This window comes from Anaeroglomus insulsum, assembly GCF_050689095.1.
Classification (GTDB): domain Bacteria; phylum Planctomycetota; class Phycisphaerae; order Sedimentisphaerales; family Anaerohalosphaeraceae; genus Anaeroglomus; species Anaeroglomus insulsum.
In genome coordinates this window covers 165,676-186,155 of the sequence record NZ_JBOGCL010000007.1, presented here as the reverse complement: position 1 = coordinate 186,155, position 20,480 = coordinate 165,676, and the positions used below count along the sequence as shown (strand labels likewise).

16 protein-coding genes are annotated in these 20,480 nt (G+C 52.2%); 14 read left to right on the top strand and 2 right to left on the bottom strand.

What is annotated here, in order from left to right:
* The first annotated feature begins 168 nt into the window (after positions 1-168).
* From ACQ9LF_RS08235 to ACQ9LF_RS08210, 6 genes are all read left to right on the top strand, one after another.
* The gene (locus tag ACQ9LF_RS08235; protein ID WP_462488908.1) at positions 169-1,395 is read left to right on the top strand and encodes an LL-diaminopimelate aminotransferase; all 1,227 of its coding nucleotides are present in this window, start codon (positions 169-171) and stop codon (positions 1,393-1,395) included.
* Between the two features lie 112 nt (positions 1,396-1,507).
* Positions 1,508-2,620 (top strand): 2-amino-4-hydroxy-6-hydroxymethyldihydropteridine diphosphokinase, encoded by a 1,113-nt coding sequence (gene folK / locus ACQ9LF_RS08230; protein WP_462488907.1) that lies wholly within the window; start codon positions 1,508-1,510, stop codon positions 2,618-2,620.
* Positions 2,599-3,462, top strand: coding sequence for a pantoate--beta-alanine ligase (panC, locus tag ACQ9LF_RS08225; RefSeq protein ID WP_462488906.1), 864 nt, complete (start codon positions 2,599-2,601; stop codon positions 3,460-3,462). The genes folK and panC overlap by 22 nt, the downstream gene beginning before the upstream one ends.
* Positions 3,463-3,513: 51 nt before the next feature.
* Positions 3,514-3,870, top strand: a complete 357-nt coding sequence (gene panD / locus ACQ9LF_RS08220; protein ID WP_462488905.1) for an aspartate 1-decarboxylase — start codon at positions 3,514-3,516, stop codon at positions 3,868-3,870.
* A 6-nt stretch (positions 3,871-3,876) separates the two neighbouring features.
* A complete protein-coding gene (locus ACQ9LF_RS08215; RefSeq protein WP_462488904.1) occupies positions 3,877-4,875 on the top strand; it encodes a prolipoprotein diacylglyceryl transferase in 999 nt (332 codons plus the stop codon).
* Between the two features lie 208 nt (positions 4,876-5,083).
* Positions 5,084-6,883, top strand: coding sequence for an MFS transporter (locus ACQ9LF_RS08210; RefSeq protein ID WP_462488903.1), 1,800 nt, complete (start codon positions 5,084-5,086; stop codon positions 6,881-6,883).
* A 147-nt stretch (positions 6,884-7,030) separates the two neighbouring features.
* On the opposite strand, the gene ACQ9LF_RS08205 is transcribed toward ACQ9LF_RS08210, so the two are convergent.
* Positions 7,031-8,200, bottom strand: coding sequence for a XylR family transcriptional regulator (locus ACQ9LF_RS08205; protein WP_462488902.1), 1,170 nt, complete (start codon positions 8,198-8,200; stop codon positions 7,031-7,033).
* Between the two features lie 162 nt (positions 8,201-8,362).
* On the opposite strand from ACQ9LF_RS08205, the gene ACQ9LF_RS08200 reads away from it, so the two are divergent.
* From ACQ9LF_RS08200 to fucU, 6 genes are read left to right on the top strand one after another with little or no spacing between them, the layout of a single operon-like run.
* On the top strand, positions 8,363-9,394 hold the full coding sequence (locus tag ACQ9LF_RS08200) for an aldo/keto reductase (protein ID WP_462488901.1): 1,032 nt from the start codon (positions 8,363-8,365) through the stop codon (positions 9,392-9,394).
* Between the two features lie 38 nt (positions 9,395-9,432).
* A complete protein-coding gene (locus ACQ9LF_RS08195) occupies positions 9,433-11,310 on the top strand; it encodes an alpha-L-fucosidase (RefSeq protein WP_462488900.1) in 1,878 nt (625 codons plus the stop codon).
* Positions 11,311-11,363: 53 nt separating this feature from the next.
* On the top strand, positions 11,364-12,854 hold the full coding sequence (locus ACQ9LF_RS08190; RefSeq protein ID WP_462488899.1) for an alpha-L-fucosidase: 1,491 nt from the start codon (positions 11,364-11,366) through the stop codon (positions 12,852-12,854).
* 21 nt (positions 12,855-12,875) lie between these two features.
* The gene (locus ACQ9LF_RS08185) at positions 12,876-13,940 is read left to right on the top strand and encodes a zinc-dependent alcohol dehydrogenase family protein (RefSeq protein ID WP_462488898.1); all 1,065 of its coding nucleotides are present in this window, start codon (positions 12,876-12,878) and stop codon (positions 13,938-13,940) included.
* A 31-nt stretch (positions 13,941-13,971) separates the two neighbouring features.
* Complete coding sequence (gene fucP / locus ACQ9LF_RS08180) at positions 13,972-15,438, top strand: L-fucose:H+ symporter permease (protein ID WP_462488897.1); 1,467 nt, start codon at positions 13,972-13,974, stop codon at positions 15,436-15,438.
* Positions 15,439-15,461: 23 nt separating this feature from the next.
* Positions 15,462-15,908, top strand: coding sequence for an L-fucose mutarotase (fucU, locus tag ACQ9LF_RS08175; RefSeq protein ID WP_462488896.1), 447 nt, complete (start codon positions 15,462-15,464; stop codon positions 15,906-15,908).
* A 284-nt stretch (positions 15,909-16,192) separates the two neighbouring features.
* Here fucU and rplU read toward each other — a convergent pair whose 3' ends face one another.
* On the bottom strand, positions 16,193-16,522 hold the full coding sequence (gene rplU / locus ACQ9LF_RS08170; protein ID WP_462488895.1) for a 50S ribosomal protein L21: 330 nt from the start codon (positions 16,520-16,522) through the stop codon (positions 16,193-16,195).
* 324 nt (positions 16,523-16,846) lie between these two features.
* Between rplU and ACQ9LF_RS08165 the strand changes: the two genes are divergently transcribed.
* Positions 16,847-17,692 carry an aminotransferase class IV gene (locus ACQ9LF_RS08165; protein WP_462488894.1) on the top strand — a complete coding sequence of 282 codons (846 nt, stop codon included), beginning with the start codon at positions 16,847-16,849 and terminating at the stop codon, positions 17,690-17,692.
* Positions 17,693-17,873: 181 nt separating this feature from the next.
* Positions 17,874-20,456, top strand: coding sequence for an ATP-dependent chaperone ClpB (gene clpB / locus ACQ9LF_RS08160; protein WP_462488893.1), 2,583 nt, complete (start codon positions 17,874-17,876; stop codon positions 20,454-20,456).
* Positions 20,457-20,480 lie beyond the last annotated feature (24 nt).

The window sequence follows — 20,480 nt, the reverse complement described above, 5'->3', positions numbered from 1 at the left end:
GGGATTGTGAAAAAACGCTTTACGGGGGAGGGGTTTTCATCTATAGTGTATCGACTTTTGTGACCCTGCGAGCGTGATGTGCTTAGGGATGGCTGTGGACTCGATCATGTTGCACCCAGGGGCAGTATTTTGTGACTATGATGCGTAAGAAATTAAGGATATTTGACTATGATTACCGTCAATGAGAACTTTTTAAAACTGAAAGCGGGATATTTATTCCCTGAAATCGGACGTCGTGTGGCTGCTTTTGCCAAGGCCAACCCGTCGGCCCGTATTATTCGCCTGGGTATCGGCGATGTGACTGAGCCGTTGCCGGAAGCGGTGATCAAGGCGATGCACGAAGCGGTTGACCAGATGGGCAAACGTGAGACATTTCACGGCTATGGGCCGGAGCAGGGCTACGATTTTCTGCGTAAGACCATCGCTGAGAATGATTATGCCTCACGTGGAGTCACCATTGATCCTGATGAAATTTTTGTCAGTGACGGGGCCAAGTGCGACACCGGTAATATTCAGGAAATCTTCGGTCTGGAAAATGTAATTGCGGTAACAGACCCTGTATATCCGGTGTATGTGGATACCAATGTGATGGCCGGGCGGACAGGCGAATGTGACGCCAGCGGCCGGTATGCCGGGATTGTCTATCTTCCCTGTACTGCCGAGAATAACTTTGTGCCTGCCTTGCCCAAACAGAAGGTAGATATTATATATCTGTGTTATCCGAATAATCCGACCGGGGCCGTGGCAACCAAAGAGCAGTTGAAGGTCTGGGTGGACTACGCCCGGCAGAACAAGGCCCTGATTCTCTTTGATGCGGCGTACGAGGCGTTCATCCGTGATGCATCGATTCCGCATACGATTTATGAAATTGACGGGGCTAAAGACGTGGCTATCGAATTCCGCAGTTATTCCAAGACCGCTGGTTTCACCGGCGTTCGCTGTGCCTTTACCGTCGTGCCCAGGCAGTTGAAGGCCTATACCAAAGACGGCAAGGCGGTCGAAGTCGCACCCATCTGGAATCGGCGGCACTGCACGAAATTCAACGGTGTCAGCTATGTGACCCAGTTTGGGACGGCGGCGGTTTATTCCCCGCAGGGTAAGCAGCAGGTTCGCAAGATTATCGACCTGTATATGTCCAATGCCGCGATGATGGTGGATGCACTGACGACGATGGGTTATACTGTCTTTGGCGGGCGCAATGCGCCCTATGTCTGGGTCAAGACGCCGCAGGGCGTTGGCTCGTGGGAATTCTTTGATATGCTGCTGAATAAGGCTCATGTAGTTGGCACGCCGGGAGCCGGTTTTGGTTCTGCGGGTGAAGGCTATCTGCGGCTGAGTGCCTTTAACCAGCCCGACAAAGTCAAAGAAGCCATGGAACGCATTGCGAATCTCTAACACGGGCAGCGGGTGCAAACAACAAAAACCACAAAGTGGGCCGATGACCTCATTTTTTTTCCTGTGAAGTGTTCTGTGGCATCGGTGTAATCGGTGGTTTCTAAAAGACATCATGCATTTAACAATCGCATATATTGGGCTGGGGTCCAATGAAGGAAACCGCCAGTTGTTTATCCGTTCGGCGGCACAGATGCTTGCTGAGGTGCCGGGCTGCCGGCTGTGTCGGCAAAGCCGGATTGTGGAAAGCCAAGCGATGGGAGATGCAGGCGGTGGGAATTATCTCAATACGGTTGCCGAGATTGAGACGTCTTTGATGCCGGAGGAGCTGCTCAAGGCCATGCAGGATATTGAGCTGCGGCTTGGGCGAGTGCGAGCGGAAAAATGGGGGCCCCGCACCATCGATCTGGATTTGCTGCTGTACGGAGATCAGGTGATTTGTGCCCCCTGGCTGGCCGTGCCGCATCGACAGCTTCACCTGCGCAGTTTTGTCCTGACAGGTCTGGCAGAGCTTTGCCCGGAGCGGGTGCATCCGGTTCTGCGGCGGGATATGCGGACGCTGGCAGGACGGCTCAACGGGCAGAATTATTTTGTCAGGCCACAGACGCCGCGATTGATTTCCATTGCGGGGCTGATTGGTGTAGGCAAGACGACGCTGACACGTGGGCTGGCCAAGGCCCTGGCGGGGCAGGCGATCTTTGAGGAATTTGATAAAAATCCTTATCTGGCGGAGGTTTACGCGGGCCATACGGAACTGGCGTTGGCTTCGGAATTGTATTTTCTGTCCAGCAGTGTTCGTCAGCTTTCGCCTGAGGTGCTTCAGGGCGGGCGGATTTATGTCAATGATTATGTGTTCGAAAAGGCCTTGATTTATGCTCGGAGCTGGCTGGGGCCAAAGATGCTGGCCGAGTATGAGACCATCTATCCGGAGCAGCACAAAAAGGCGACGGTCCCGACGGTGGTGATCTATCTGGAGGATACGGTCGAGCATTGCCTTCAGCGAATCCATCAGCGGCATCGGCCGTTTGAGCAGGGGATTCAGCCGGAGTTTCTGGCCAATCTGGAAATATGGTATAATGAATTATTCGAGCAGTGGACGGCCTGTCCGGTGATTCGTATTCGGGCCCAGGAGTGCCAGCTGCCCGAGCAGGTCGAAACACTGGCCCGTGAGATAAGCTGGTATGTTACAAACGAGGAAACAGACAAATGCACCTGGTCCACACAATAAATGAGGTTCGTTCAGCGGTGGCTGCCGCACGCAAAGCAGGCAAAACCATAGGATTTGTACCGACGATGGGGGCACTGCACGCCGGTCATGGTTCGCTGATTCAGAAGGCTCGCTCTGAATGCGGCTATGTAGTCGTCAGTATCTTTGTGAATCCGACCCAGTTTGGGCCGACGGAGGATTTTAGCCGGTATCCGCGGACGCTGGAGGACGATACGAAACTATGTGCTGCGATGGGGGCGGATTGTATTTTTGCTCCGACAGTCGAGCAGATGTATCCTGAAAAAAATCTGTCGTGGGTGGATGTGGAAAAACTCAGCGAAGGGCTTTGCGGGGCCAGTCGTCCGGGGCATTTTCGCGGGGTGACGACGGTCTGCACGAAGCTGTTTCATATTGTGCTGCCGGATATTGCCTATTTCGGGCAGAAGGATGCCCAGCAGGCGGCGGTGCTGTGTCGGATGGTAAACGACCTGAATTTTCCGATGCAGATGAAAATTTGTCCCATCGTTCGTGAGGCCGATGGGCTTGCCATGAGCAGTCGCAACCGTTATCTTTCACCGGATGACCGCCGGCGGGCGGTGTGCCTGTATCAGGCCCTGTGCCTGTGCAAGCAGCAGGTTGAAAGGGGCGTTGTCTCGGTTTCAGAATTAGTCAGCCAGATGGAAAAGGTTTTGACCGCGGCAGGGGGGACGCCGGACTATGTATCGATTGTCGATGCCAAAAACCTTCAACCCCTGCAGGTAATTGACCGGGATGCCCTGGTTGCTATTGCCTTTCGTGTGGGTCCGGCCCGGCTGATTGATAATATGTTAATCTTCTTGAACCCCCTGCGTTTTCAGTTATAATGATTGTTTTAAATTTGGATTAAAAAAGAGTTGAATTGAGGATTTAAGCCGATGTTTTTGAAGGCTCTGAAAGGCAAAATTCATCGCGGACGGGTTACGGCGACCAAGGTTGACTACCCCGGTTCCATAGCGATTGACTCGGATATGCTCAAGGCGGCCAATATCGCCGTTTATGAGGAAGTACTGGTTGCCAATGTAACCAACGGTCAGCGCGTCGAGACCTATGTGGTTCCCGCACCAGCCGGCAGCGGGGAAATTACGGTCCTGGGGGCCGCGGCCAAGCTGTTTGACCCTGGTGATATTGTGATTATTATGAATTTTGCCTATATGACCCCAGAGGAACTCAAGACCCATAAGCCCAGTGTTCTGGCCTGTGACGAAAACAATCACTTTAAGCTTCTCAAATAATCCCCGATGCATCCCAGGCTGTTTGAAATCCCTTTTGTTCACCTGACCGTCCACAGTTATGGTACCATGATAGTCATTGGTTTCCTGGTCGCGTTGTGGGTGATGCGGCGGATGGCACGTCGGGCGGGGCTGGATGGTGAGGTCCTCGGCAATGCCGGGCTGTATGCCCTTATGTCCGGGCTGGTGGGGTCTAAGCTGTTTTATGTGATTCATCATTATGACCAGTTCAGGGGAAATCTTGCTTCGATTTTTTCCGGATCTGGGTTTGAATTTCTCGGGGGTGTGATTTTTGCCGGGGCGGTTCTGCTGATTTATCTGCGGAAAATGAAGATGCCGATCCGGATGTGTCTGGATATTTTGGCTGTGGGCCTGATGATCGGATCGGGATTTGGCCGGATTGGCTGTCTTCTGAATGGCTGCTGCTATGGCAAAGTGACCGACAGCCCTATCGGGATTCGCTTTCCTTATGATTCGCTGGCCTATAACAGCCAGGTCCGTCCTGATCCGGCACGGAATCGTGCGGAACCGTTGTTGCATATTGATGACGATTTTTTCGGCTGGCTGAGTCCGGATAAACAATCCTGGATTCCCGCCCGACCCGATGAGAAATATCAGGCCTCACTAAAGCCGTATGCGATGTTGACCGACCGGCAGAAAGAGCTGGTGGCAGGACCATACCGCTGTCTGAAGGTGTATCCGACACAGCTGATTGAAAGCGGATATGCATTCACACTGGCGGGGGCCATGTTTCTGTTCTGGCGGTTCTGGGCGTCACGTCATCCGGGTCTGACGATGGCGACGGTGATGTGGATTTACGGTATTCTGCGGCTGTGGGTTGAGGGTTTGCGGGATGATAATCCCTTTGAATATGCCTGGTGGACACTCTACAAAGGCGGCACCATCTCGCAAAATATCAGCCTCTATCTGATTTTGTGTGGTGTGGGTATTACTATATTTGTGCTGTTAAAAGCTCCGCAGCCGACCGAAGCTTCCAAAAACAAATAATTCAGGTCCGGCTGGACCGGTCCTGGTTTGTCGCGGCTTGGGCCGTCAGCATCCGCCGTGTGGCTCTTTGGCTGCTGGCAATCATCATTTCTATTGGTTATCCAGGGCCGGCAGCAAGAGGTTCGTCTTGACTTGTCGGGGTGCGGGGGGTAAAAAGACAGAAGTCCAAGAACATCATCTGGAACACACTGAAAACAGGAGTACGGTTATGAGTTCGACTGAAGCGGTTTCCGGGCTGGGGCGTTATCGTATGCTGCTGCTGACCATTGCAGGATTGGGAGGATTGCTTTATGGGATCGATGTCGGCATTATTGCGGGGGCATTGCCGTACCTGGAGGCCACATCCGGGCTGGACGCACAGCAGTTGTCATTCATTGTGGCTGCCGTTTTACTGGGCAGCGTCTTGTCGTCTCTATTCGCAGGCTTTCTGTCGGATGTCTTTGGCCGCAAATGGATTATGTTCGGGGCGGGGCTGCTGTTTGTAATCAGTGTGCCGACGATTTGCCTGTCGCAGGGCTATGGCGTGCTGCTGTCGGGGCGTCTGCTTCAGGGGATCAGTGGCGGCCTGATTGGAGTGGTCATTCCGCTGTATCTGGCTGAATGTCTTCCCGCCGGCCAGCGCGGCAAAGGGACCGGGATATTTCAATGGATGCTGACGCTGGGCCTGGTCCTGGCGGCAGGGGTGGGATTATATTATGCCAACAAGGTCGATGGGGTCATTGCCGCAGCCGCGGAGCTTGTGGATAAAGTTCAGGCAGCACAGAAGATTAATGCTGCCAAGGATAATGCCTGGCGGAGTATCTTCTGGGTATCCCTGATGCCGGGTTTATTGTTCTGCCTGGGGACGCTGCTGCTGACCGAATCGCCTCGCTGGCTGTTCCGCCGGGGCAGGTCCCAAGCCGCTTTAGCGGCCTTGAAACGCTCGCGCACGCCGGAACAGGCCCAGGTCGAATTAGAGGAGATGGCCGCAACCTCTCAGCCTGTACAGTCAACAGCTGCGGGGCAGAAGGATTCGCTGCTGAGCCGCAAATACGTCATTCCGTTTGTTATTGCCGTGATTGTCCTGGCCTGTACCCAGGCGACCGGCGTCAATTCCATTCTTGCGTATGTGGTCAATATCCTCAACCAGGCTGGTCTTCCCGGTTCGGTTGCCAATTGGGGGGATCTGAGCATCAAGATTCTCAACTGCATCATGACGGTTGTTGCGGTGATACTGGTGGACCGCAAGGGACGCAAGTTTTTGCTGACGTTGGGCAGTGCGGGCATAGTGATTTGCCTGGCTTCGGCTGCGATTTTGTTTTATCAGGCCGAGCGAGGTCGCACCGATTATGTTGAAGCGGTTCGCCCATTGGTGACCCGGACTCAGGATGGAGGGGGCCTGTCATTGATGTTTGACGCTGCCGGCTGTCAGTTGCTAACCGGTCAGCCTGTAACACGGCCCATGCAGGCGACGTTTGTCTATTCTTATGGCCCGTTTACCGGCGTGCAGACCCGTCGAACCGACGACCCGGTGGCCAGGCCGGTTGAAATTACACGCTCCAGTGTGGTTCAGCCTGACAGCGTTATTGGTAAGTTTTTCCGGTCGCTGCATCTGAATCCGTTTGCCGACCCCGCCGATGCGGCTTCGGCTCCGCTGGTGGTCCGCAAGGTTCTGGTCGGGCCGGTGCCGGATACGACCCATGGCTGGCTGGTGGCCTTATGTCTGCTGGGATTTATAGCATTTTTTGCCGTTGGCCCGGGGGTATGCGTCTGGCTGGCACTGTCGGAACTGATGCCGACACGGATCCGTTCCAATGGCATGAGCATTGCGCTGCTGGTCAATCAGTTCGTCTCAACGTCGATTGCGGCGGTCTTTTTGCCGACAGTCGGCAAATACGGCTATGCAGCGATGTTTATGTTCTGGGCCGGGTGCACGGTGGTTTACTTTATCACTGCCGCCTTCTTCCTGCCCGAAACCAAGGGCAAGACCCTCGAAGAGATTGAACAGTATTTCAGCAAGAAAAGATAGACCCGGCAGGTCTGGTTTTACTGCTGCGGCTGCAGCCGGTTTCTTACCGTGTCCAGCGACAGGGACTGCTTTCCCCGCATTGCCATGGTGGGGAGGAGTACTGCCGGCCCCAATCGCCCACCCGTGCCGACGATTGCAGGAGGGGGGTTATAGTCTGAATTTCTTGCGGTATTCCAGCGGGCTGATTCCCATTTCTCTTCGAAAGATCCGGGACACGTGATTGATGTCGTGGAAATCCAATTCCCTGGCGATGATTGAGATAGGCTGGTTGGAATGGATGATCTGATGGGCCAGCTGTTGAATCCGAATCATTCGAATGTGCTGACTGATGCCGCGTCCGACGATTTTTTTAAACCGCAATTGCAGGCTTCGGACCGAAATAGCGGTTGCGTTGACTACATCCTCGACACGAATATCGCGTTTGGCGTTGTTGTGGATAAAACGAATCGCCTCCGCTACATCCTCATCATGAATCGCCCGGATATCTGTGGACTGACGTGTTACAATTCCCATGGGCCTAAAGATCAAATCGTCGTATTTTTCCTTTTTGCGGTAGATCATCAGGTCCAGCGTCTCGGCGGCTTTGTACCCGACCTGTTGGAAGTTCAATTCGATGCTGGACAGCGGCGGATGGCTCAATCCGCAAATCATCTCATCATTATCGACACCCAGAATCGCGATTTCATTAGGGATATGCAGCCCGGCCTCCCGACACGCCTCGACCAGTTCCATGCTTTTTTCATCATTACAGGTCATGATACCAATGGGCTTGGGAAGACTTTGCAGCCATTGACACAGGCGTTGTTGACGGGTTTCAATGGATGTTCTGGATACAGTATCGCAGAATAGCAACGGGCGAATCTGGAATGTTTTCAGATAGTCCGTGAATCCCTCCTGGCGGACCTGCGACCAGTAATTGTCCTGCCCGCAAAAAGCGAAATGCTCAAAACCCAGGTCGCGGAGATACTTGGCTCCGAGGGCACCGATGGCCGGATCCTGAAGGACGTTGACAATGCCCGGAATGAGTTTTTTGAGCGGAATGGTGACGGCCGGAAAACGGTGCTGAATCAGGAGCTGCTGGATTGTGCGCGACGAGGGCAGGTACCCGATAATTCCGTCGGCATCAAGGCTTCGCAGACGTGCCAGCAGGTCGTCCTGGTTGCTGGGGCTGAATGGGGCTTTTAAAAACAGGGGGGAATGTCGATAAAACGACCAGCTTCCACGCTGAGTAGCGTAATCCATAATCCCCCGGATCATGCCGCGGTCGGCTGCTCGGGACGAATCCAGCATCAGGATGATTTTGGGTGTTTTCTGCATACCGATTACCTAAATTATCACAATTATGTACTCGACGAAGGGCTTTGATGCAAGAGAAAATTGCGCAAAATGGCGATAATATATGCAAAATATGGTGTCGCAGGTTAAGGCTAAATCAGTATAGTAAGAACCATACAACTAAACCATGTTAAGGAGATGATCATGAAGCAAAAAGGTAGTGATGCCCGGGATAGGGTTGATCCAAAACAGGTTCCACACAAAAAACTGTCCTCTGGCGCGTCTATTCCAGCCATCGGTTTAGGTACATTTGGCTCTGACCATGTTAGTGGTTCTGAGGTTGCCCAGGCCGTACGTGGCGCAATTGAGGCAGGGTACCGCCATATCGACTGTGCATCGGTCTATGGCAATGAGAATTGTATTGGCGAGATTTTCTCGCAGTTGTTTCACAGTGGTGTAGTCAAGCGGCAGGATTTGTGGGTTACCTCCAAAGTCTGGAATGATATGCATGGCCGGGGGGATGTATTGATTTCCTGTGCCAAGAGTCTCAAGGATCTGCAGTTAGACTATCTGGATTTATATCTGGTTCACTGGCCGTTTCCTAATTACCACGCACCCAAATGCGATGTTACATCCCGCAGTCCCGACGCTCGTCCCTATATTCACGACGAGTATATGAAAACCTGGCGACAGATGGAACGGCTGGTCAAGGCCGGGCTGGTTCGCCACATTGGTACCTCCAATATGACCATCCCCAAGCTCAAATTGCTGCTGCGGGATGCCGAAATCAAGCCGGCCTGTAACGAAATGGAACTCCACCCGCATTTCCAGCAGCCGGAATTATTCCAGTTTTGCATCGATAACAATATTCTGCCAATCGGTTATTGTCCGCTCGGTTCGCCGGGACGCCCCGAACGCGACAGAACCCCGGAAGACACGGTCGATATGGAAGATCCGGTGATTCTGGAGATCGCCCGAAAGCATGGTATTCATCCGTCTGCAGTCTGCATCAAGTGGGCCATTCAGCGCGGGCAGGTTCCCATCCCGTTTTCGGTTAATCATTATCTGGATAATCTCAAAGCCGCCGTGGGCGAGCCTCTGAGCGAATCCGAAATGCAGGCGATTTCCACAATTGACAAAAACTGTCGTCTCATCAAAGGGCAGGTGTTTCTGTGGAAGCCCAATCAAAGCTGGGAAGACCTCTGGGATATCCATGGTGAGATTACGCCGGCATAAAGTACAACAATAAATCCAGTACTCTTGTAGGAGATATCATGAAGAACTTTAGTTGGATTGGGTTGTGTTGTCTTCTGCTCCTGATGACCGCACAACAGGGGTTGTCCCAGCAGGATACCCGAGTCTATCAGGAAAGCTGGGAGTCTTTATCCACGCATCCTGTGCCGGAATGGTTTGCCGATGCCAAATTTGGAATCTATGCTCATCTGGGAGTGTATTGTGTCCCTGCCTTTGGCACCGAATGGTATCCTCGTCTGATGTATCAGGAAAATGACGCAGTCTATAGGCATCATGTTGCCACCTATGGTGATCCCTCAACCTTCGGTTATAAAGACTTTATTCCGCAGTTCAAGCTGGAAAAATTTGACCCGGAGCAATGGGCGGAATTGTATAAGCAAGCGGGTGCAAAATTTGCCGGCCCGGTCGCCGAACACCACGACGGATTTTCGATGTGGGCGTCCAAAGTCAACCGCTGGAATGCCAAAGACATGGGACCCCAAAGGGATGTTGTCGGGGAATTAGTCGCTGCCATCCGCAAGCGGGATATGAAAATCATCACGTCGTTTCATCATGCCTTCAATGTCCAGGGATATTATACCGCCAAACCGGGCTGGGATACCGCCGACCCGAAATTCGAAGACCTCTACGGCCAGTTTAAAGACCCCAAAATTGCCTACGACCGCTGGTTTATCAAACTCCAGGAGGTGATTGACGCCTATCAGCCGGACCAGATCTGGTTTGATGGTTGCCTTGGAAATGTTCCCGATGCGTACAAGCGTAAATTTGCCGCCTATTATTACAACAAACAGGCCGAGTGGGGCAAGGACGTCATCATTACCCGCAAGGGCGATAATTTGCCTGCCGGTGTGGGCGTGCTGGATATCGAACGGGGCAGGATGAAAGACTCCAACCCCCAGCTTTGGCAAACCGATGATTCCACTGCCTATAACAGTTGGAGCTGGGTCCAGGATTTGAAAGTCAAGCCCGCCGTGGAGCTGATTCATGAGCTGATTGACATCGTCAGCAAAAACGGCATTTTGCTGCTGAATGTCTGCCCCAAAGCCGATGGGACCATTACCGACAGTCAGCAGCAGTTGCTTCGTGAAATGGGCCAATGGCTCAAAATAAACGGGGAAGCCATTTATGCCACCCGTCCGTGGCTGATATACGGCCAGGGTCCCACCCGGATGACCAGAGGCGGCGGTTTTCTGGATACCATTCACTACACGCCCCAGGATATCCGTTTTACCCGCAGCAAGGATGGCAAGATTCTGTATGCCATCTGCCTGGGCTGGCCCAATAGTGATTTTACCCTTGATTCCGTGACTGTTCGGAATGCCGCTGGCGCCCGCGTATCGCTTCTGGGCAGCGATGCAAAGGTGTCCTATACGGTCAATCCCGATAAAAGCATTACGATTCATACGCCGACACTGGACGACTCAAAACGGCCCTGTCAATATGCGTTCAGTTTTAAATTGGAAGGCTTTGACCTGACGGCCAATCCGTTTGGGACCTCGCAGGTGATTACACTGCAGGCTGAACAGGCAACACTGGAAGGTGAAAAGATTGCCATCGAAACAAGAAATAACCAGTCCAACATTGGTTACTGGGACAATCCCCAGGAATCCGTTCACTGGCTGGTTCGTATTCCTGCGGCGGGCAAATATCTGGTTCGGGGCCATTTTGCTGCAGCCTCAGGGGCTTCGCAACTGCTGTTGACCGCACAAAAAAATCAACTCACCATATCTATTCCCGCATCTGCAAGCTGGGAAAAACCCATGACCGTTGACACCGGCAGTATAGTTTTTGAGAAACCGGGCGTTTATCATCTTATTCTGGCTGCTGCCGATCATTCAGCCTGGAAAGCGGTAAATATCTGGGATATCCAGTTGGCCCCCGTCATTCCAGAGAATTGAGCATCAGGATATCTGAATGGAAATTAACGATTGATGGAGAAAGGAAAAGCACAATGAGTCGAGTCAAATTATCGCTTTTAATCTCTATTTCAGCTGCAGCGGTGGTGCTGCAGGGCTGTGCCTCGAAAGCAAAACCCTTTAATGCCACATGGGAATCGCTCCAGCAGTATCAGGCCCCCGAATGGTTCCGCGACGCCAAATTCGGTATCTGGGCCCACTGGGGTCCGCAGGCCGTACCCGGACAGGGGGACTGGTATGCCCGGCGGATGTATCTGCAGGGCGATGGTGCGTACAATTTTCACGTCAAAACCTACGGCCATCCTTCCGAGTTTGGCTATAAAGATATTATCCCCCTCTGGAAAGCAGAAAAATGGGACCCCGATTATCTGATGTCGTTGTATAAAAAAGCCGGAGCGAAGTATTTTGTCAGCATGGCTGTTCACCATGATAATTTCGATCTGTGGAATTCGACATATCATCGCTGGAATGCGGTCAAGATGGGACCCCAGCGGGATATTGTTGGCCAGTGGCAGGCTGCTGCCGAAAAATATGGCTTGTATTTTGGTGTCTCCGAACATCTGGCGGCCAGTTATACCTGGTTTACCTCCAGCCATGGTGCCGACAAAGACGGTCCCAAAGCCGGCGTCCCGTATGATGGTAACGACCCGAATTACTGGGATCTTTACCATCCAAAACACGATGAACCCTTCGGTGGCGGTGACAAATGGTATGCCAAAAACCCGCAGTGGCAGCAGACCTGGCAAAAGCGAATTCGGGACCTCGTAGATCAATACCATCCGGATTTGCTTTATTCCGATGGCGGATTCCCGTTTGGCGAAGTCGGCAGGGAGCTGGTGGCACATTTCTACAATACCAACATGCAGCAGCACCATGGCAAACTTCAGGCGGTGTACACCTGCAAAGACATTGGCTCGGGCGAATTTAACCGTCAGGCCTGCGTACAGGATGTCGAACGCGGGGCGATGAAGGACATCAATCCGCTCCCCTGGCAGACCGACACCTCCAACGGCGACTGGTATTACCGGACACACGACCGTTATAAAACCACCGGGCAGGTCATTCGCCTGCTGGCCGATATCGTCAGCAAAAATGGCAACATGCTGCTCAATATCGTGCTCAGGCCCGATGGCAGCCTGCCGCCGGAATCCGAGAAATTGCTGGCCGAACTGGGGCCTTGGATGGAGATGAACGGCGAAGCCATCTATGGCACGCGGCCCTGGAAAGTCTATGGCGAAGGCCCGACGGTTGTCGGCGGCGGTCATTTCAAGGAAGACTATCCGTTCAAGGCCGACGATATTCGCTTCACCACCAAAGGCAATACACTGTATGCCATCGCTCTCGGCGTGCCGACAACGGAGTTGAAAATCAAATCGCTGGCCGGGGTGTCAATTACCGACTGCCGTCTGGTTGGCAGTAAAGAAAAATTGCAATGGACCCAGGACGCCGAAGGACTGACCATCAAGCCGGTCCGCCAGTGGCCCTGTGACCATGCTGTTGTTTTTAAAATGAAAATCAAGCAGTAATCAGGAAAATAAGGAGTTCTCATGAAAACCATGCGTGGTGCTATCCTGCCGGGCAACAGTACTGTTGAGATTAAACAGTTTCCGATACCGTCTCCCGGCCATGGCGAAGTGCTTATTAAAATGAAATCGTCCACCATCTGCGGTTCGGACATTCGCTGCATCTATCATGAACATCTGGGCAAAGGCCCCGAAGGCTATCAGAAAGGCATGATTGCCGGCCACGAACCGGCCGGACAGATTGTGGAGTGCGGCCCGGGCTGCCGACGGTTCAAAACCGGTGATCGTGTGATTATCTATCACATTTCCGGCTGCGGCGTCTGCAACGACTGCAGGCGGGGCTATATGATTTCCTGCACCAGCGAAAAATACCGCCGTGCCTATGGCTGGCAGCGGGACGGCGGGATGGCAGAGTACTTGCTGGCCGAGGAAAAAGACCTCGTCTTTCTCCCTGAGCCGCTGACCTATTCCGACGGTGCCCAGGTTGCCTGCGGTTTTGGGACTGTCTATGAAGGCCTGGAAAAAATCGGCATCTGCGGCAATGATGCAGTGCTGGTGACCGGACTGGGGCCGGTGGGGCTTGCCACGGCCATGCTGGCTCGGGCCATGGGGGCAGCCAAAATCTACGGTATCGAAGTGATTGACGAGCGGCTTGCCATTGCTCAAAAAATGAACCTCTTTGATGCGGTGTTCAAGGCTGGACCGGACAATGTTGCCCAGATTCGCAGCCTCACCGGCGGCAACGGTGTTGAACGGTCGGTCGATTGCTCCGCCAACGACAAAGCCCGACTGACCTGTATCCAGGCCACCCGCAAATGGGGTAAAATCGTATTTCTTGGCGAAGGCGGGACTTGCTCCTTCCAGCCCTCCCCGGATATAATCCACGACCAAAAGACCATCTATGGTTCCTGGGTGACTAACCTCTGGCGGATGGAAGAATTGGTCGAACGGCTGGTCCGGTGGAATATCCACCCCGAAACGCTCATTACCCACCGTTTCCCGCTGGACCGGGTCGGCGAGGCCTATGCCCTCATGGCCAGCGGCAAATGCGGCAAAGTGGCGGTGGTCTTTGACGAGGAACTGAAATAGGCAGGTTTGACTTTCAAGGAAAGGTAAACGTATGGCCCAAACAAGCTCAGGCAGCCCGGCACAACCCCTTTCGCATAAACCCGTGATTCCCAGGGATTTGATTTTTTCGTTCATTTTGGTAACGACCCTGTTTTCGCTATGGGGCTTTGCCAATGATATCACCAATCCCATGGTTGCTGCGTTCAAGAATATCCTGTTGATCAGCAATTTCGAAAGCTCGCTGGTTCAGTTTGCCTTTTATGGCGGCTATTGCGTGATGGCTTTTCCTGCCGCCTTGTTCATCAAGCGGTTCAGCTATAAAGCCGGGATTCTGGTCGGGTTGGCGTTATATGCTGCCGGGTGTCTGATGTTCATCCCCTCCGGCTGGATGATGGCGTTCTGGGCCTTCTTGATGTCCTATTTTGTAATGACCTGTGGTCTGTCGTTTCTGGAAACCAGTGCCAATCCCTATATTCTGGCGATGGGGCCAGAAGAAACCTCGACTCGCCGCCTCAATTTTGCTCAATCCTTCAACCCCATGGGGTCGCTGCTGGGGATGCTGGTGGCCCGGAATTTCATTCTCGCCAGACTGGATAGCACCGATGAAGCGACTCGCCGAACGTTGCGAGATACCGCCCCGGAGCAATTCTACACCATATGTCAGCATGATTTATCTGTGATCATTAAGCCTTATCTGATGTTAGGCCTGGTGGTGTTGGTAGCCTTTGTTATTTTTGCCGTTGCCCGATTGCCGCGCAGCAAAGGGGAAGAGGATACATCGCTGCATCTGGGAGCCACATTGATGCGGCTGCTCTCCAATAAAAAATATATCGAAGGCGTAATTGCCCAGGCCTTTTATGTGGGCGTTCAGATTATGTGCTGGACCTTTATTATTCAGTATGCCGAAAATGAACTGGGTATGAGCAAGACCAATGGCCAGATGTTCAACATGGTAGCCATGGTCATTTTTGTCAGCAGCCGTTTTATCTGCACGTTCCTGCTCAAATTCTTCAGCCCCGGCGGCTTACTGCTGAGTCTGTCCATTGGAGGATTGTTGCTGATTCTGGGTACGATTTTCATCCCCGGCAGTCCTCAAACGGGGGCCCAGTTCCAGCAGTATATTGACCAGTATCGCCAGACAGAGGGTATGGCTGCTCAACTGGCTGGCTATATTAAGGGTTTCTATTATGGAATCCTTCATGTCAAGGGGCTTGGCGGCCTGCTTTCGCTGGTTGGGGTTTCGGCCTGTATGTCGCTGATGTTCCCAACGATTTACGGCATTGCCCTCAAGGGGCTTGGTGATGATGCCAAGCTGGGAGCGGCAGGCCTGATTATGGCCATCGGCGGCGGCTGTCTGATGCCCCCCATGCAGGGATGGATTATGGACCAGAACGCAGTGAATATCGGCTTTATGGTTTTGTCCAGTACACGGGCCTCCTTTGTACTGCCGCTGATTTGTTTTGTGGTGATTGCCATTTATGGGTTTAGAACGTCCAATGTGCATGGACATAAATATTAGAATGACAAAGTCAGGAGATTCCTATGCTTAAACACATCCCCGCTATCCTGAGTCCGGAGCTGTTAAAGGTGTTGATGGAAATGGGCCATGGCGATGAAATCGTCATTGCCGATGGTAATTTTCCCGCCGCGTCCATTGCGCAGCGGCTGATTCGTGCCGATGGCCACGGCGTGCCGCCGGTCCTGGAAGCAATATTGAAGCTGTTTCCGCTGGATATCTATGTCCCCCGGCCGGTGGCCCTGATGCAGGTGGTTCCCGGCGATACCGTCAAGACTCCAATATGGGATCAGTACCGTACCATCCTCAGGGACAGCGGCGAAAAATTTACGGATTTTGAATTTGTTGAACGATTTGCATTCTATGAACGGGCCAAAAAAGCCTTTGCGGTGGTGGCCACGGGTGAATCGGCGTTGTATGCCAATATCATTCTGAAAAAAGGCGTCGTTACGAAGGATACTAATCCTGCTTGAAATTTCCCGTTTCGTTGCGGCTAAGTACACTCGCTTCAACCACGAGCTTTTTTGCTCGCGGAGTAATCATGCCCATTGGGTATAACAAAGGGTGCCTATGATGCGGCACAGGTGATGCGGGTTGTCTTGTGCGTTAAGCAGGGATAGATACTGCTTGGAGCTGCCGTTTACGGGTGAAATTGTCTTTGCCGACCTGTCTGATAGACAGAGCCATCGTTTTGGGTGCATAAAAAAAGCCCGGCGTTGATCCGGGCTTTTAAATTTCAAATGAATTCTGCAGCAAATTAAGCTTCGATGCTGTCGATGGTGACCTGCAGATATTTCTGCCGATGGCCAATCTTCTTGGCGCTGTTTTTACGTCTGCGGAAGGTCATTGCGATGACCTTGGGGCCTTTAACGACGGCGTCGGCCGCAGAAACCTTGAAGCTGGCAATAACCTTGGCACCTTCCAGGTAGGGGGTGCCGATCTTGACCTGGTCACCGTCACTGACGAACAAAACCTTGTTCAGCTCAATGGTCTTGGCATCCGGGGCAACTTCGGTCAGTTCAATATTAATAACGTCTCCCTGAGAGACCTTAAACTGTTTTCCGCCTTGTTCGATAATCGCGTACATGATGACTCCTCGATCTATACTGATAGAGTTCCAATATTTACTTTAGCATACAACAAAGACCCGTTATTTTAGTGTTCCATGAGCAATTGTAAAGAAAAAAGTTATAAACCCGTGATATTTTTCTGAAAACTTTGTTTTTACTGCTATATAAATGGATAAAATATCCATCATATATCAAAACCGTGTTTGTTTTCATAACATAAAGCCCGTACCAGGGTTTTGATTACTCTTTTTTACCTGTTTTGACGAAATATAATAAAAGTTATCATTGTAATATGTGATATAAATAGGTTGTTTTAGTCTTTTTTTAGGAGAACACCGCAGATGGAACTTGCGATGATTAATGATGATATGTTTCCAATGTCAAAAATCGACCCAGCTTATCTGGATCGCGGCATTTTTTTTGGCGACGGCGTTTATGAAGTCCTTCGCAGCTATGACGGCCAAATCTTTGCCCTCGATGAACATCTGGAACGATTTGAACGCAGCTTGCGTGAAATCTGGATTGAAAACATAGATATTGCACAAGTGCGTCGAAAAGTTTTGGAAGCCTATCAAAAATCCGGCTTTGGCAACGCCCGCTTGTATTTTCACATCACGCGTGGTTCGGAACCTCGTAACCATCTACCCGGAAAGAACTTAAATCCTAATTTCTTTCTGACTGTCAATGCATTGATCGACAAGCCCGGCGAAAAGGAACATGGCATTAAAGTCTGCACATATCCAGACTTACGCTGGAAACGCTGTGATATTAAATCACTGAATCTGCTGCCCAATGTCATGGCCAAAATGGTTGCTGAGAAAAAAGGCTGCTACGAAGCTATCCTTGTCAACGACGCTGGCGAGATCACCGAAGGCTCCGGCAGTGCATTTTTTGCTGTGGATGCCAAACAGAAGGCTCTTATAACAAGACCTCTTGGGTCTGATATTTTGCCGTCCATTACACGCAGCGTGGTTGTCAAAATAGCCAAAAACTGCGGCCTGAGTATCATCGAAAAAAATCTGACACCCGCCCAAGCGGCCCAGTGCGATGAACTGATTATGGCTGTAACCACCAAAGACATCGTCCCCATTGTTCAGTTTGACGGCCAGACTATCGGAACTGGCACCTGCGGCAAACACACCAGGGCGTTGATTGAAGAATTTGCCAAACTGGCCCGTCATCGCTGAAATCCGTCATCCTGAAATGCACAGACTGGGGCAATCTGCCATATTGGCATAGCAGTGATTCTGTATTCATATCTCTAACTTATTTTATGGAATAGAGATACAAATAATTGCTCTGCCGGCACATCGTTTGCACTAACTCTAATGGCTCGTGGGATAAATCACGAGGAAAGGAAAGTGAACGATGAAATTTGATAAATTTACAGTCAAAGTTCAGGAAGCCCTGGCGACCAGTCAGCAAATGGCCATGGCACGCAATCATACCATGATGACCCCATTGCATTTGCTGTATGTTCTGCTGGATGACCAGGAGGGACTTGGTGTTCAGATATTAAAGAAAATCGGAGCCAATGTCTCGCGAATCCATTCCATGACCGACAGTGAACTGAATCGTCTGCCCAAAGGCTCGGTGGGGACTCAGCTTATGCCGGACCCTGCCTATACTCAGGTCATTCTTGATGCCCAGAATCGGGCGGATAAGATGGGCGATGATTACCTCAGTGTTGAACATCTCCTGTTGTCACTGGCTGACATCAAAAGCGACGCCAAGGAAATCCTCAGCGTCAACTCCGTGACAGTCAAACAGATCGAACAGGCCGTGGAGGAACTTCGTGGCGGCCAGAAGGTCACCGATGACAACCCGGAAAGCAAATACAAAGCCCTCGAGCGGTTTGGGATCGATTTGCTGGAACAGGCCCGCAAGGGCAAGCTCGACCCGGTCATCGGACGCGACGATGAAATTCGCCGGTGTATGCAGGTATTGAACCGGCGGACCAAAAATAATCCGGTTCTGATTGGCGAACCCGGCGTCGGTAAAACCGCGATTGTCGAAGGGCTGGCCCAGCGGATTGTAACCGGCGATGTCCCCGCAGGCTTGAAAGATAAAAAACTGATTGCTCTGGATATGGGGGCGTTGATCGCAGGGACTAAATTCCGCGGCGAGTTCGAAGAACGTTTCAAAGCGGTATTAAAAGAAGTAACCGGCTCCAATGGACAAATTATTCTCTTTATCGATGAATTGCATACCATCGTCGGAGCAGGCAAGGCTGAAGGGGCCGTCGATGCTGGCAACCTGCTCAAGCCCGCTTTGGCACGCGGGGAATTGCGATGTATCGGGGCGACAACGCTCGATGAATACCGCAAATACATCGAAAAGGATGCGGCCCTCGAGCGGCGATTCCAGCCGATTATGGTGGATCCGCCTTCGGTTGAAGAAACGATAGCCATTCTTCGCGGACTCAAAGACCGCTACGATGCCCACCACGGCGTACGGATTGCAGATGCGGCGCTGGTGGCGGCGGCGACGTTGTCCAACCGGTATATTTCGGACCGGTTTTTGCCGGATAAAGCCATTGACCTGGTGGATGAGGCGGCATCGCGGCTGCGCATCGAAAATGATTCACTGCCTGCCGAACTGGACGATATCCGCCGTAAAATCATGCAGCTTGAGATTGAATGTCAGGCCTTGAAAAAAGAAACCGATGCGGCCAGTGCCAAACAGCTTCAGAAATCCCAAAAGCAGCTGGCGGAACTGAAGGCCCGCGACCAGGACTTAACCGCCCGCTGGGAACGCGATAAAAAAGCCATCGGACAGGTCAAGGAAATCAAAGAGAAAATCACGGCTGCCCAGATGGAGTTCGAAGATGCCCAGCGTAAAGGGGATCTGGAGCGTGCAGCCCGGCTCAAATATGAGACCCTCATCGGCCTGCAAAAACAGCTCAAGGCCGCCGAGGAAGCCCTTGCCCGAGCCAATGGCAGTACGATGGTGCATAACGAAGTAACCGAAGAGCATATTGCCCAGGTGGTCAGCAAGTGGACGGGGATTCCCGTGGCCCGGCTGATGAGCGGCCAGCGAGAGCGTCTGCTGAAGATGGAAGATGAGATTCGCAATCGCGTGGTCGGCCAGGATGAAGCGGTTGAGGCGATCTGCAATGCTGTCCGGCGGAATCGGGCCGGGCTGGGGGATCCGAATCGGCCGATTGGGGTCTTTCTGTTCCTTGGGCCGACGGGAGTGGGCAAAACCGAACTGGCCAAGGCCCTTGCGGAGTTTTTGTTTAATGACCCGGCGGGGATGGTCCGCATCGACATGAGCGAGTTTATGGAACAGCACTCCGTCGCCCGGCTGATTGGCGCTCCTCCGGGCTATGTGGGATATGAAGAAGGCGGCAGGCTGACCGAGGCGGTACGCCGTAAGCCGTATTCGGTGATTCTTCTGGACGAAATCGAGAAAGCCCATCGGGATGTGTTTAATGTCCTGCTGCAGGTGTTTGACGATGGCCGGCTGACCGATGGCAAAGGCCGCACGGTGGATTTCAAGAACACCGTGATTATCATGACCAGCAACTTTGCCAGCCAGCAGATTCTTCAGATGAGTCAGCAGCAGGGGGCCGACTGGGAGATCGAAGCCCATGTCAAAGAGGCCCTCAAGCAGTCGTTCAAGCCGGAGTTTCTCAACCGGATTGATGAGACGATTATCTTCCATACTCTGACACAGGACAACCTGAGCAAGATTGTGGATATCCAGCTGCGAAATCTGATTGCACGGCTCAAGGATCGCCACCTGACAGTGGAGTTTACCGATCGGGCACGTAAACAATTGATTGATGAAGGCTACGATCCGTCCTTCGGTGCTCGTCCGCTCAAACGGGTGATTCAGCAGCGGCTTGAAAATCCGCTGGCCCATGAGCTGCTGGCCGGAAAATTTGCCGAAGGAGATACGATTCGAGTGGATGCCGACGGCAATGTTTTTCGATTTGACAAAATCTGACGATTCCACGATACTTTGGCAGAC